Raw genomic sequence first — 14560 nt, forward strand, 5'->3', positions numbered from 1 at the left:
ATACAATCAGGACACTGCCATGAACCGCATCTACCGCTCCATCTGGAACCAGGCCACCGGCGCCTACGCCGCCGTTTCCGAAAACGTCAAATCCGCCGGCAAGCGCTCGATGCCCGGCAGCAGCGGTGGCGGGGCGCATTTTGCCTTGACCGGCATGGCGGCGGCCCTGATGCTGGGCTATGGCTCGCTGGCCCTGGCGGGGCCGGCGGGCGGCACGGTGGTGGCGGGGCAGGCAACGATCAACGGCGCGCCGGGCGCGACGGTGATCCGGCAGGGCAGCAAGAATGCCGTGATCAACTGGGCCAGTTTCAATATCGGCAAGGGCGAGTCGGTGCAGTTCCAGCAGCCCAACAGCAATGCGGTGGCCCTGAACCGCGTGCTGGGCAGCGACGGCACGACCATCCTGGGCAACTTGTCGGCCAATGGCAAGGTGTTCATCGTCAACCCGAACGGCGTGCTGTTCGGCCGGGGCGCGTCCGTGAACACGGCGGGCCTGGTGGCGTCCACGCTGGATATTTCCAATGCCGACTTCATGGCCGGCAATTACAAATTTAGCGGCAACGGTAGCGGCAAGGTGCTGAACCAGGGTTCGATCAGCGCGCCGGGCGGCTATGTGGCCTTGCTGGGCGCCAACGTCTCGAACGAAGGCACGATCCAGGCGCGCCTGGGCTCGGTGGCCCTGGCGGCGGGCCGCGCCATCACCCTGGATGTGGCCGCCGACGGCTTGCTGAACGTGGCGGTGGACCAGGGCGCCGTGGGCGCGCTGGTGCATAACGGCGGCATGATCAAGGCGGACGGCGGCAGCGTCGTGCTGACGGCGCAGGCGGCGGGCGACTTGCTGAAAACCGTGGTCAACAACACGGGCGTGATCGAGGCGCATACCATCGACACGCGCGGCGGCACGATCAAGTTGCTCGGTGACATGCAGAGCGGCACGGTGCACGCGGGCGGCACCCTGGACGCCAGCGCGCCCGCTGAAGGCAATGGCGGCTTCATCGACACCTCGGCCGCGCACGTGAAGATCGACGATGCGCTGAAGGTGACGACGGCCTCAAGCAAGGGCTTGGCGGGCACCTGGCTGATCGACCCGACCGACTTCAATATCGCCGTTTCCGGCGGCGACATGACGGGCGCCTTCCTGAGCAACTCCTTGAAATCGGGCAACGTGCAGATCCAGAGCATCTCGGGCGGCAGCGGCACGCAGGGCAACATCAACGTCAATGACAACGTCAACTGGACGGCCAACAAGCTGACCCTGACGGCACAGAACAATATCAATATCAACAAGGCCATGCGCGGCGCGGGCACGGCCAGCCTGGCGCTGGAATACGGCCAGAGCGGGCTCGCCGCCGGCAATCTGTCCACGTACAACGTCAAGGCCGAAGTGGATTTGCCATCGGGGAATAACTTCAGCACCAAGCTGGGCAGTAACGGCAGCGTGACCGTGTATCAGGTGATCAACAGCCTGGGCGCCTTCAACAGCACGACCGGCAGCGACGTGCAAGGCATGCAGGGCAATTTGTCCGGCAACTATGTGCTGGGTAGCAATATCGACGCGCGCGGCACCTCCGGCTGGGACGGCGGCCAGGGCTTTGTGCCGATCGGCAGCGCCGGGACGCCGTTTACCGGCAAGTTTGACGGCCTGGGCCATGAACTGTATGGCTTGACCATCAACCGCCCCGAGACGCCGGCGGCGATGTTCGGCAATATTGGCGTGGCTGGCAGCGTGCGCAACCTAAGCTTGAGCAATGTCAATATTTCGGGTTCGCAGGCCGCGTACGGTGCCGCGTATACCGACATCGGCGCGCTGGCGGGCCGCAATAACGGCACCATCGAAAATGTGTCCAGCAGCGGCGCCGTGCATGGTTCCGGCTACATCAACATGGGCGCGCTGGTGGGCACCAATGCCGGCACGCTCAGCAACAGCCGCGCCGCCGGCACCGTTGTTGCTGGCGCGTATGGCGCCGCCGGCGGCCTGGTCGGCGTGAATGCGGCCGGCGGCTTGATCAAGGGCAGTTCCAGCGCCGTGGCCACCACCTCTACCAACTATTTCGCAGGCGGCCTGGCCGTATTCAACCGCGGCACGATCAGCGACAGCTACGCCACGGGCGCCATCAGCGTCGGCAGTGCTGGCGGCAGCTACGGCGGCGGCCTGGCAGCCATTAACACGGGTGGCGGCACGGTCACGAACAGCTATGCGACGGGCAATGTCACGGGAACTTCCGGCCTGGGTGGCTTGGTGGGGCGGATAGAAAGCGGCGCGGTAACGAATAGCTATGCCACTGGCAATGTGACCGGGACGAATAATCTCGGCGGCCTGGTCGGGGTGTCTGCTGGCCCGATAAGCAACAGCTATGCGACGGGCAACGTGACGGGCAACTCCACCGTGGGCGGCGTGGTGGGCTACAACATCGGTGTTGCCCTCACCAATACATATTATTCGGGCAAGCTCACGACGACCGGCATCAATAACGGCGCCATTGTCGGCGACCACAATGGTGGCTCCATCGTCAATGCCTATTTCAACAACATCCTGAATTCGGGGTTAAGCGCCGTTGGTGTGGTCAGCAATGGCGCAAGCACCGTGGCCCAGGGCTTGAGTGCGGCGCAGATGTTGCAAGGGAGTAATTTCACGGGATTCAATTTCACCAGTACGGCAGGTGCGACGGGCAACAACTGGGTCATCGTCAGCGGCGACGGTTCGATCAATGGCGCGGCCGCCGGCACGCGCCCGATGCTGGCGTCGGAGTGGTCGAATACCATCAATTCCACGCACCAGTTGCAATTGATGGCGATGAACAAGGCTGCCAGCTACACCTTGGGCAGCAGCTTCAGCGCGGCCGGCACTGCGGCGAACGGCAACGATGTGTGGGGCAGCACGGGCTTCATCCCCGTCGGCACGGCAGCTTCGGCCTTCACGGGCAGCCTGGACGGCACTGGCCATATTATTTCCAGCCTGAACATCGCCAAGGCGGGCGTGAGCGATGTGGGCCTGTTCGGCGCCATCGGCAGCACGGGCGTGGTGGCGAACGTGGGCCTGTCCGGCGGCAGCGTGGCGGGCGGCACGAATGTGGGCGCCCTGGCCGGCAGCAATGCGGGCACGATCAGCGGCAGCTTTGCCACCAGCGGCGTGACGAGCACGTCCACCGGAGGCGGCCTGGTGGGCAGCAATACGGGCACGGTGGCGGACAGCTATGCGAGCGGCACCGTGAGCGGCACCAGCATCGTCGGCGGCCTGGTCGGCAGCAATGGCGGCAGCATCGCCAACAGCTACGCGAACGGCGGCGTGAGCGGCACCAGCAATGTGGGCGGCCTGGTGGGCGCCAATGCGGGCAGCGTCACGGGCAGCTATTGGGACACGGTGGCCAGCGGCCAGGCGAATAGTATGGGCGGGACGGGCAAGACGACGGCGCAGCTGAAAAACCTGTCGAATTACACGGGCGCCGGCTGGGAGCTGGGGCAGATGTGGGTAGTCTACGACGGCCAGAGCGCGCCTTTCCTGCGCTCGTTCATGAAGCAGGTCGCCGTGCGCGTTTCCTACGACAGCAAGGTGTATGACGGCGTGGCCTACGCAGGCGGCAGCAATAGCGTCACGTATTCGAACACGGTGGCGGGCGCCAGCCTGCAGGGCACGCCCGTGTATGCGGGCAATGCCGCTGGCGCCGTGAATGCGGGCACGTATGGCGTGTCGGCCAGCGGCTTGTACTCGTCCGGCGGCCAGTCCGGCTACGCCATCAGCTATATCGATGGCGGCCTGGTGATCACGCCCAAGTCCGTCACCCTGAGCGGCGCGGCGGTGGGCGACAAGGTGTACGACGGCACCACCGTGGCCGCCATCAGCGGCACCCTGAACGGCGTGCTGGCGGGCGACCTGGCCAATGTCAGTTCGACCGTGAATGGCACGTACGCCAGCAAGAATGCGGGCAACGGCATCGCCGTGACGGTCAACGCGGCCCTGGGCGGCAGCGCCGGGGGCAACTATGCGCTGGCGCCCGTGAACGGCTTGACGGGCAATATCAGCAAGGCCACCATCAGCGGCGTGAGCGGCATTGTTGCTGGAAATAAAGTGTATGACGGCACTGCCACGGCCAGCCTGAACACGGCGGGCGCCACGTTTGCGGGCATGGTGGGCGGCGACAGCCTGAGCGTGTCGGGCGCCAGCGGCAGCTTCGGCGACAAGAACGCCGCGACCGGCAAGGCGGTCAGCATCAGCGGCATCGTGCTGGGCGGCACGGACGCCGGCAACTACAATTTGACCAATGCCACGGCCAGCAGCACCGCCGATATCAGCAAGGCCACCATCACCGGCGTGGCCGGTATCGTTGCTGGAAATAAAGTGTACGACGGCGGCGTGGCCGCCAGCCTGAACACGGCAGGGGCCTCGTTTACGGGCATGGTCGGTGGCGACAGCTTGACGGTCTCGGGCGCCAGCGGCAGCTTTACCGACAAGAACGCCAGCAATGGCAAGACAGTCAATATCAGCGGCATTACCCTGGGCGGCACGGATGCTGGTAATTACAATTTCACTAATACTTCGGCCAGCAGCACAGCCAACATCAGCAAGGCCACCATCAGCGGCGTGAGCGGCATTGTTGCTGGAAATAAAGTGTATGACGGCACTGCCACGGCTGGCCTGAACACGGCGGGCGCCACGTTTGCGGGCATGGTGGGCGGCGATACCCTGAACGTGTCGGCCGCCAGCGGCAGTTTCAGCGACAAGAATGCGGGCACAGGCAAGGCGGTCAGCATCAGCGGCATCGTGCTGGGCGGCACGGACGCGGGCAACTACAACCTGGCCAGCAGCACGGCCGGCAGCACAGCCGATATCACTGCCAAGGCGCTGACGCTGACGGGCTTGAGCGGCAACAATAAGGTCTACGACGGCACGGCCGATGCAAACCTGACCGGCGGCACCTTGAATGGCTTGGTCAATGCGGAAACCCTGGGCTTTGCCGTGCAGGGCGCCAGCTACAGCGACAAGAACGCGGGCACGGGCAAGGCCATTACGATCGGCGGCGTGACCCTGAGCGATGGCAGCGGCCTGGCAGGCAACTACACGCTGAGCGCGCCTGGCGGCTTGACGGGCGATATTGCGAAAGCAACGATTACCGGCATTACTGGCTTGAGCGCCGAGGACAAGGTCTATAACGGCAACCTCAGCGCCAGCCTCAGTGCCGGCTTGGCTGTGATCAATGGCAAGATTGCCGGTGACGACGTGCAATTGTCCAGTGCGAACGGCGCCTTTACGGATAAAAACGTTGGGACCAACAAGGCCGTCAATATCAGCAATATCACCTTGTCCGGCAGCGACCTGGGAAATTATAATTTTAGCAATAATACGGCCACTGCCACGGCGAATATCACGCCCAAGGCCGTCACGCTTTCCGGTGTGACAGCCGACAATAAAGTCTATGATGGCACGACGGCGGCAGTCTTGTCGGGCGGTACCTTGAGCGGCATGGTCGCGGGTGAAACGCTGAGCTTCAGCGGCGGCGTGGGCAGTTTCAGCGACAAGAACGCCGGCACGGCCAAGGTGGTCGCGATCAGCGGCACGACCTTGCAGAATGGCACTGGCCTGGCCAGCAACTACACCTTCACCAGTCCGGGCAACGTGACTGCCGACATCAGCAAGGCCAGCATCAGCGGCGTGTCGAACGTGGGAGTCAACAACAAGACCTATGATGGTCAGAAAACGGCCACCTTGAATGGCACGGCGACCTTCACCGGCATCATCGGCGACGACAGCCTGACGGTGGCGGGCAATGGCGAATTCAGCGACAAGAATGCGGGCACGGGCAAGACCGTCAACGTCAGCGGCATCACCCTGGGTGGCGCGGATGCGGGCAACTACCTCCTGGGCAGCACGACGTCCAGCGGCGTGGCCGATATCGCCAAGGCCAGCATCGGCAGCGTGTCGAACGTGGGCGTCAACAACAAGACTTACGATGCCTCAGCCACGGCCACGCTCAACGGCGCGGCGACCTTCAATGGCATGGTCAATGGCGACAGCCTGACGGTAGCGGGCAATGGCGCCTTCAGCGACAAGAACGCGGGCACGGGCAAAACGGTGAACGTCAGCAACATCACCCTGGGCGGCGCGGACGCGGGCAACTACCTCCTGGGCAGCACGACGTCCAGCGGCGTGGCCGATATCGCCAAGGCCAGCATCAGCGGCGTGTCGAACGTGGGCGTCAACAACAAGACCTATGATGGCCAGAAAACGGCCACCTTGAATGGCACGGCGACCTTCACCGGCATCTTCGGCGACGATAGCCTGACGGTGGCGGGCAATGGCGAATTCAGCGACAAGAATGCGGGCACGGGCAAAACGGTGAACGTCAGCAACATCACCCTGGGTGGCGCGGATGCGGGCAACTACCTCCTGGGCAGCACGACGTCCAGCGGCGTGGCCGATATCGCCAAGGCCAGCATCGGCAGCGTGTCGAACGTGGGTGTCAGCAACAAGACTTATGATGGCTTGAGAACCGCCACCTTGAATGGCACGGCGACCTTCGATGGCATTATTGGCAACGACAGCTTGAGTGTCGCAGGCTCTGCTTTGTTCAGCGACAAGAATGCTGGCACGGCCAAGGTTGTGATGGTTAGCGGCATCACGCTGGCTGGTGCGGATGCTGGCAACTATATCCTGGGCAGTAATGTATCCAGCGGCACGGCCGATATCACGCCGAAAGCCCTGACGGTGACGGGCCAGGTGGCCGGCAACAAGGTCTACGACGGCAATGCGGTGGCGCAGCTGAGCGGCGGCAGCTTGCTTGGCCTGGTGGGCGATGAAACCCTGGCCATCGCCGGCCAGACGGCGGCCTTCAGCGACAAGAATGCGGGCAATGCGAAAGCCGTGACGGTCAGCGGCACGACCTTGCTCGACGGCACTGGTTCGGCCAGCAACTACACGGTGGCCAATCCGACCGGCTTGACGGCCAGCATCACGCCGAAAGCCCTGACGGTGGCGGGCCAGGTGGCGGGCAACAAGGTTTACGACGGCAATACGGTGGCGCAACTGAGCGGCGGCAGTCTGGCCGGCCTGGTGGGCGATGAAACCCTGTCCATCGGCGGCCAGACGGCGGCCTTCAGCGACAAGAATGCGGGCAATGCGAAAGCCGTGACCGTCAGCGGCACGACCTTGCTCGACGGCACTGGTTCGGCCAGCAACTACACGGTGGCCAATCCGACCGGCTTGACGGCCAGCATCACGCCGAAAGCCCTGACGGTGACGGGCCAGGTGGCCGGCAACAAGGTCTATGACGGCAATACGGTGGCGCAACTGAGCGGCGGCAGCCTGGCCGGCCTGGTGGGCGATGAAACCCTGGCCATCGGCGGCCAGACGGCGGCCTTCAGCGACAAGAATGCGGGCAATGCGAAAGCCGTGACGGTCAGCGGCACCACCTTGCTCGACGGCACTGGTTCGGCCAGCAACTACACGGTGGCCAATCCGACCGGCTTGACGGCCAGCATCACGCCGAAAGCCCTGACGGTGACGGGCCAGGTGGCCGGCAACAAGGTCTACGACGGCAATGCGGTGGCGCAACTGAGCGGCGGCAGCCTGGCCGGCCTGGTGGGCGATGAAACCCTGGCCATCGGCGGCCAGACGGCGGTCTTCAGCGACAAGAACGCGGGCAATGCGAAAACCGTGACGGTCAGCGGCACCACCTTGCTCGACGGCACTGGTTCGGCCAGCAACTACACGGTGGCCAATCCGACCGGCTTGACGGCCAGCATCACGCCGAAAGCCCTGACGGTGACGGGCCAGGTGGCCGGCAACAAGGTCTACGATGGCAATGCGGTGGCGCAACTGAGCGGCGGCAGCCTGGCCGGCCTGGTGGGCGATGAAACCCTGGCCATCGGCGGCCAGACGGCGGTCTTCAGCGACAAGAACGCGGGCAATGCGAAAGCCGTGACGGTCAGCGGCACCACCTTGCTCGACGGCACTGGTTCGGCCAGCAACTACACGGTGGCCAATCCGACCGGCTTGACGGCCAGCATCACGCCGAAAGCCCTGACGGTGACGGGCCAGGTGGCCGGCAACAAGGTCTACGACGGCAATGCGGTGGCGCAACTGAGCGGCGGCAGCCTGGCCGGCCTGGTGGGCGATGAAACCCTGGCCATCGGCGGCCAGACGGCGGCCTTCAGCGACAAGAACGCGGGCAATGCGAAAGCCGTGACCGTCAGCGGCACCACCTTGCTCGACGGCACTGGTTCGGCCAGCAACTACACGGTCAGCAATCCGACGGGCTTGACGGCCAGCATCACGCCAGCGTCCATCAGCGCCGTTGCCGGTATCGTGGCCGCGAACAAAGTGTACGACGGTGGCACGGCGGCCAGCCTGAACCTGGCTGGCGCCACCTTCAATGGCCTGGTGGCTGGCGACGCCTTGAGCCTGGCTGGCGGCCCCGTGCTTGGCGCGTTCAGCGACAAGAATGCGGCAAGGGGCAAGACCGTAACCATCAGCGGCCTGGCCCTGGGTGGCGCCGATGCGGCGAACTACGTGCTGGCCAGCAGCCTGGCCAGCACCACGGCAGATATCACGCCAGCGGCACTGACGGTCAGCGCCAGCGGCGTCAACAAGGTATATGACGCCACCACGAATGCCGCCGTTTCCTTGCGCGACAATCGTCTCGGCAATGATCAGCTGAGCATTGCCAGCGATGGCGCCAGCTTCAGCGACAAGAATGCGGGCGCGGGCAAGACGGTGACGGTGGCCGGCATACGCCTGAGCGGCGCGGATGCGGGCAATTACGTGGTCAACAGTAGCGCCAGCACGACGGCCACGATCTCGCAGGCGGCGCTGACGGTGAAAGTCGATAACGCTGAAAAAGACCAGGGACGCGCCAATCCCGACTTCCGCGCCAGCTACAGCGGCTTGCTTGGTGGCGATACGCTGGCGGCTGAAGTGCGCGGCAACCTGGCGTTCAGCACGCCGGCGGCGACGGCATCCGCGGCCGGCAATTATCTGGTATCGGCATCGGGCCAGGCGTCGAACAACTACGCCCTGAACTATGTGGAAGGCGTGCTGAAGGTCAAGCCGACGGAAGCGCTGCAAAGCGCGGTCGCGAACGTGATCGCGGCCGTTGCCGTGGCGCCATCGCAGGGCAATATGGTGCAGGCCGACATGATCGTCAGTGGCGAGACGGCGCCAGGCAAGCCTGCCGCCGCGCAGGAGGCGCCGCGCGAGGCAGAGACGGGGAGCGCCGGCAGCGCGCCGGCCGTGCAGTTGGCCGGCAATGTCGTCGGCAATGTCTTGCCAGGCCTGCGCCTGAGCGTGATCGATAGCGGCCTGCGCCTGCCGGCCGAAGCTGGCGGCAACACGCGTCAGGACAGCCAGTAAAGCAAGCGGCCCCGCCGCATGGTGGCGCCGGAGTGCCGCTTCGTGTTTCGAGGCGGCATTTTTTTTACCGGTGCATCGTTGCCGCGCTCTTATAATGGCGGCACCATCCTTGATTTCCGTCAGAAGAGCAGCGCTGAACAGAAAGTACAATCGCATGACATCCAATTTCATCGGCGTGGCCGGCTTGCCACGCGCCGGTTCCACCTTGCTGTGCCAGCTGCTGGCGCAGCATCCCGACTTGCATTGCGAAGGCAATAGCTCGCCTCTGTGCAACGCCTTGCTGGGCATGCGGCGCATGGTCAGCGACGACGCGTTTTTCCTGTCGCAGCTCGACAGCACCTTCGATGCCAGTTATGGCCACCTGAAAACGGCCATGCAGGGTTTCCTGCGCGGCTGGTACCAGGATTGCGGCAAGCAGGGCGTGGTGGACAAGAACCGCGCCTGGCTGCATTGCGTGGAGCTGCTGCTGCAACTGGCGCCGGAAGCGAAAATCATCGTCTGCGTGCGCGAACTGGGCCAGGTTTACGGCTCCATCGAAGCGCAGCACCAGCGCACCATCCTGCTCGACTTCGTCGACCACCTGGCCGATTTCGACCGCCTGGGCCGTGCCGACATGCTGTTTGCCAAGGACCGCACCATCGGCGCTCCCTTGAGTTCCCTGCATGCCGTGCTGGACCTGCCCGTCGAGGTGCAGCAAAAGCTGTATTTCGTGCGTTTCGAGGATTTGATGGCGCGGCCGGTGGAATGCATGTCGCACCTGTATATATGGCTGGGCCTGGCACCGTTCCAGATCGATCCGCACGATCTTGCCGTGGGTATCCAGGAAAGCGACAGCCATTACCGCATGAAATACACGCACCGCCAGCAGGCGACGATCAGCGCGCCGAAGCCGCATGCGATACCGCCGCGTATCCAGGCGCAGATCGAAAGCGCGTATGGCTGGTTTTATGAGCTGTATTATCCACAACACCAGCGCGTGGCAACGCCATCCGTCTGAAAATACCTGCGGCAGTGCTGATACCACTTGCCGCACCGCTGCCGGCGCGGTATTGCTGGAGCCGGCCGCATATCTTTCCCGCTCATTCTTTGCCAACGGTGCCGTGGGCACCGGCGCTGATGCAACTGGTATTGTAAAAAACACCGTTGTATAAAACCACTTGACTACCAATTTAGGGCGTCGCATTCTCTGTGCAGAAAGCCGATGCTTCGCTGCGCTTTCTTTACGTACAACATAAAAAGCTACTTCGATAGTTTTCGTATAACGTTCAGGAGACAATGTGAAGACACGGCAAATCAGCCGGCTGGCCTCGCCCTTGATGGCAGGCCTGCTGGGCAGCGCGCTGCTCGCTTGCGGCGGCAATTCCACCACCGAACCCCCGTCGACCCTGCTGGCCGCCACCGCCGGCAGCGACAGTTGCGCTGCCTGGAGCGCCGCTGCCGTCTATACGGCGGGCCAGTGCGCCGTCTACGACGGCAAGGTGTACCGGGCCAAATGGTGGGTGCAGGGCACGGCACCGAACAACGACCAGTGGGGACCGTGGAGCCTCGACACCAGCACACTCCCACGCCGACGCCCACCCCGACGCCGACGCCCACTCCAACGCCGACACCGACGCCAGGCGTGCCCACCAAAGCCCAGGCCGAGGCCAACGAGGCGGCGCTGACGAACAACGATTTCTTCCGCAAGGTCAAGGCCTCGATCCGCACCCTGGGCAATCCGGCCGTCGAAGCCGTCCAGCCTGGCCTGGCCGGCAACCCGCTCAACGTCAAGCGCGTCGAGCGCCTGCTGCCGGCGGCAAAGTGGGATTACTATTTTGCCGCGCGCGACGCCAGCTACACCTACCAGCGCTTCCTGCAAGCCGTGGCCAAGTTCCCCGCCGTGTGCGACGACTACAGCGACGGGCGCAACGCGGACGCCATCTGCCGCCACAGCCTGGCCACCATGTTTGCCCACTTCGGGCAGGAAACGGGCGACCACAACGCCAGCAGCCCGCTGCCGCAATGGCGCCAGGGCTTGAAGTATTTGCGCGAGCTGGGCTGCGACGAGACGGGCGCCGGCTGCGGCTACAACATCGAGTGCGCGGATCCCGTCTTCAACAAGGTATGGACGTGTGGCAAGAATGCCGACGGCAGCTTCAAGAAGTATTTTGGACGCGGCGCCAAACAGCTGTCCTACAACTACAACTATGGGCCGTTTTCGCAAGCCATGCATGACGGCGATCAATCCGTGCTGCTGAAAAATCCCGACCTCGTCGCCTCGACCTGGCTGAACCTGGCCTCGGCCACGTTCTTCTTTGTCTATCCGCAACCGCCGAAGCCATCGATGCTGCACGTGCTCGACGGTACGTGGGTGCCCAACGCGGCCGATACGGCAGCCGGCGCGGGCAATAACTTCGCCACCACCATCATGATCATTAATGCCGAATGCGGGCAGGGCACGGAAAAGCAGGCGGCGCAAAACCGTATCGATTACTACAAGCAATTTGCCGCCGACATGGGCTGGGATTATTCCGGCGAACAATTGTCCTGCGCCAACATGCAACGCTTCACCCCGGCCAGTTCCGCTGCCTACAACATCTACTGGGAAAAGAACTGGAGCGCCGGTGGCGAGAACCAATGCCAGCTGGTCAGCTATCAAACCCCGTACAGCGCCTTGCTGGCCGGGAACTACGTGAAATGCGTGGAAGCCAACTGGAATGTGAAGTTGCAGTAGCAGTCAATGCAGGAAAGCCGGCCAGGGATAACAGTTGACAAGAGCCCCTTCAGGGGCCTGCAACAAGCTCACAATGTACAACCTGTACAACCATAACGGAGACAACAATCACATGAAATCGAATGCATTATTGATGGCCCTGCTCAGCGGCGTACTCGTCGCTTGCGGCGGCGGCCAGGAAGGCACGACCGCCACGCCGAACACCCTGCTGGCCGCCGTGGAAAGCGTGCGCCGTCTGGGATGCCGCTACCGTCTACACGGGCGGCCAGTGCGTGCTCTACCAGGGCGTCACCTACAAGGCCAAGTGGTGGACGCAGGGTAATGTCCCCAGCGCCACCGACACCTGGGGGCCATGGGCTGTGATCGATACGCCGACGCCGACGCCGACGCCGACCCCGACCCCCCGACCCCGACCCCGACCCCGACCCCGACCCCGACCCCGACCCCGACCCCGACCCCGACGCCAACCCCGACACCGACGCCAACGCCAACGCCAACGCCAACGCCAACGCCAACGCCGACCCCTACGGCTTGCCGCCCGGACGGCCTGATTTCGGCCGTGCCGAATGTGCCGTATTGCAAGGTATATGACGCGAATGGGCGCGAAGTGCTGGGCAATGGCTTGAACCGGCGCATCGTCGGCTATTTTGCCAGCTGGCGCACGGGCATCGATGGCAGTCCCACGTATCTGGTGAATAACCTGCCGTGGGACAAGATCACCCACCTGAACTATGCGTTCGCTTCCGTCGATCCGGCGACCTCAAAAATCGCCATCGGCAGCGGCGCGGCCAATCCGGACACGGGCCTGACGTGGCCCAACGTGCCGGCCGCGGCCATGGACCCGTCCTTGCCGTACAAGGGCCATTTCAACTTGCTGGCGCAATACAAGAAGAAGTATCCAGGCGTGAAACTGATGATTTCCGTGGGCGGCTGGGCCGGCAGCGGCGGCTTTTACACGGCCACGACGAATGCGGACGGCAGCATCAATACGGCCGGCATCAATACCCTGGCCGACTCGATGGTGGCCTTCGTGCGCCAGTACAACTTCTTCGATGGCGTCGATGTCGATTACGAACACCCGACCACCAACAATGAAGCGGGCAATCCGAACGACTTCGCCGTGTCGAAACCGCGCCTGGCTGGCTTGATGACGAGCTACAACGTGCTGCTGAAAGTGCTGCGCCAGAAGCTCGACGAAGCGGCCGTGCAGGACAATAAATACTATCTGCTGACCATTGCCGGCTCCGCCTCGGGCTGGGTCTTGCGCGGCGAGGAAAATATGTCGGGATTGAAATATCTCGATTACGCCAGCCTGATGAGCTATGACTTGCACGGCGCGTGGAACCAGTACGTGGGGCCGAACGCGGCGCTGTTTGACGACGGCAACGATGGTGAATTGCGTGCCGGCAATGCCTACCAGTACCAGAACATCGGCTACCTGAACACGGACTGGGCCTACCGCTACTACCGGGGCGCCATGCAGGCGGGACGCATCAATATCGGCGTGCCGTTCTACACGCGGGGCTGGAAGGATGTGACGGGCGGCACCAATGGCCTGTGGGGCACGACGCCGCTGATCAGCTCCACGGTCACTTGCGCCGGCACCAAGACATGCGGCACGGGCGCGACCGGCATCGACAACGTGTGGTACGACCTCGACTCGCAAGGCAAGCCCACGCCGGGCGGCGGCAACCCCATCTGGCATGCGCTGAACTTGCAAAACGGTATCGTTCCAAGCTACCTGGACGCGTATAAAGTCACGGACAAGGCGCTGGTGGGCACGTATGTGCCGTACTACAGCAGTACCATGGTGGCGCCGTGGCTGTGGAATGCGACCAAAAAAGTGTTCATTTCCACGGAAACCACGCAATCAATCGCGGCCAAGGCCCAGTACATCGTCAACAACAATATCGGCGGCGTGATGATATGGGAAATGGCGGGCGACTATGCCTGGGATGCCACGCGCAACGGCGGCAAGGGCGAGTATTTCATGGGCACCACCCTGACGGACGTGCTGTACCAGGCTTTCCGCACGGCCGGCGCGTATGGCAACAAACGCGCCGAAATCGCCATGCCGGGCACGGCGGCCAACGTCAGCATCACCCTCGGCGGCTGGAAGCTGGGCGACAACAACTTCCCCATCAATCCCGTGATGACGGTGAAGAACAACACGGCATCGACCCTGCCGGGCGGCACCGTGGTGGAGTTCGACTATCCCGTCTCGGCGCCGTCGGACATGAGCGACCAGTCCGGCTTCGGCTTGACGGTGATCAATGCCGGCTACACGGGGCCGAACAATATCGGCGGCTTCACGAAGAACTACAACCGGGCCCGTTTCGCGATTCCCGCCTGGCAATCGCTGGCGCCGGGCGGCTCCGTGGCGCTGACCCTGAACTACCGCTTGCCGATCTCGGGACCGGCCAACTACACGGTCACCGTGGGCGGCACCAAGTATGCGCTGACGCAAGAGTATCCGGAATTGCCGGTGGCGCTGCCGTAAAGTT

At 63.6% G+C, this 14560-nt stretch carries 7 protein-coding genes; all 7 read left to right on the forward strand.

Annotated elements, in window-relative coordinates; translation table 11 throughout:
• The first annotated feature begins 19 nt into the window (after nucleotides 1–19).
• The gene (locus tag ACQVLG_RS17605; protein ID WP_474290407.1) at nucleotides 20–9343 is read left to right on the forward strand and encodes a YDG domain-containing protein; all 9324 of its coding nucleotides are present in this window, start codon (nucleotides 20–22) and stop codon (nucleotides 9341–9343) included.
• A gap of 154 nt (nucleotides 9344–9497) precedes the next feature.
• Nucleotides 9498–10340, forward strand: coding sequence for a sulfotransferase family protein (locus ACQVLG_RS17610; RefSeq protein ID WP_474290408.1), 843 nt, complete (start codon nucleotides 9498–9500; stop codon nucleotides 10338–10340).
• Nucleotides 10341–10620: 280 nt separating this feature from the next.
• Nucleotides 10621–11007: a carbohydrate-binding protein gene (locus ACQVLG_RS17615; protein ID WP_474290410.1), complete on the forward strand. Its 387-nt coding sequence runs from the start codon at nucleotides 10621–10623 to the stop codon at nucleotides 11005–11007.
• Nucleotides 10965–12056 carry a chitinase gene (locus ACQVLG_RS17620; protein WP_474290412.1) on the forward strand — a complete coding sequence of 364 codons (1092 nt, stop codon included), beginning with the start codon at nucleotides 10965–10967 and terminating at the stop codon, nucleotides 12054–12056. The genes ACQVLG_RS17615 and ACQVLG_RS17620 overlap by 43 nt, the downstream gene beginning before the upstream one ends.
• 112 nt (nucleotides 12057–12168) lie before the next feature.
• Nucleotides 12169–12378, forward strand: coding sequence for a hypothetical protein (locus tag ACQVLG_RS17625; RefSeq protein WP_474290414.1), 210 nt, complete (start codon nucleotides 12169–12171; stop codon nucleotides 12376–12378).
• Entirely contained in the window at nucleotides 12329–12607 is a 279-nt protein-coding gene (locus ACQVLG_RS17630; RefSeq protein WP_474290416.1) for a hypothetical protein, read from the forward strand. The genes ACQVLG_RS17625 and ACQVLG_RS17630 overlap by 50 nt, the downstream gene beginning before the upstream one ends.
• Nucleotides 12608–12615: 8 nt before the next feature.
• The gene (locus ACQVLG_RS17635; RefSeq protein ID WP_474290417.1) at nucleotides 12616–14556 is read left to right on the forward strand and encodes a chitinase C-terminal domain-containing protein; all 1941 of its coding nucleotides are present in this window, start codon (nucleotides 12616–12618) and stop codon (nucleotides 14554–14556) included.
• Nucleotides 14557–14560: the final 4 nt, after the last annotated feature.

It is taken from the genome of Janthinobacterium sp. TPC_1 (assembly GCF_056037845.1).

Coding starts and splice junctions, on each gene's coding strand:
- ACQVLG_RS17610 (WP_474290408.1), top strand. CDS start 9,498: ATGACATCCAATTTCATCGGCGTGGCCGGCTTGCCACGCGCCGGTTCC.
- ACQVLG_RS17625 (WP_474290414.1), top strand. CDS start 12,169: ATGAAATCGAATGCATTATTGATGGCCCTGCTCAGCGGCGTACTCGTC.
- ACQVLG_RS17605 (WP_474290407.1), top strand. CDS start 20: ATGAACCGCATCTACCGCTCCATCTGGAACCAGGCCACCGGCGCCTAC.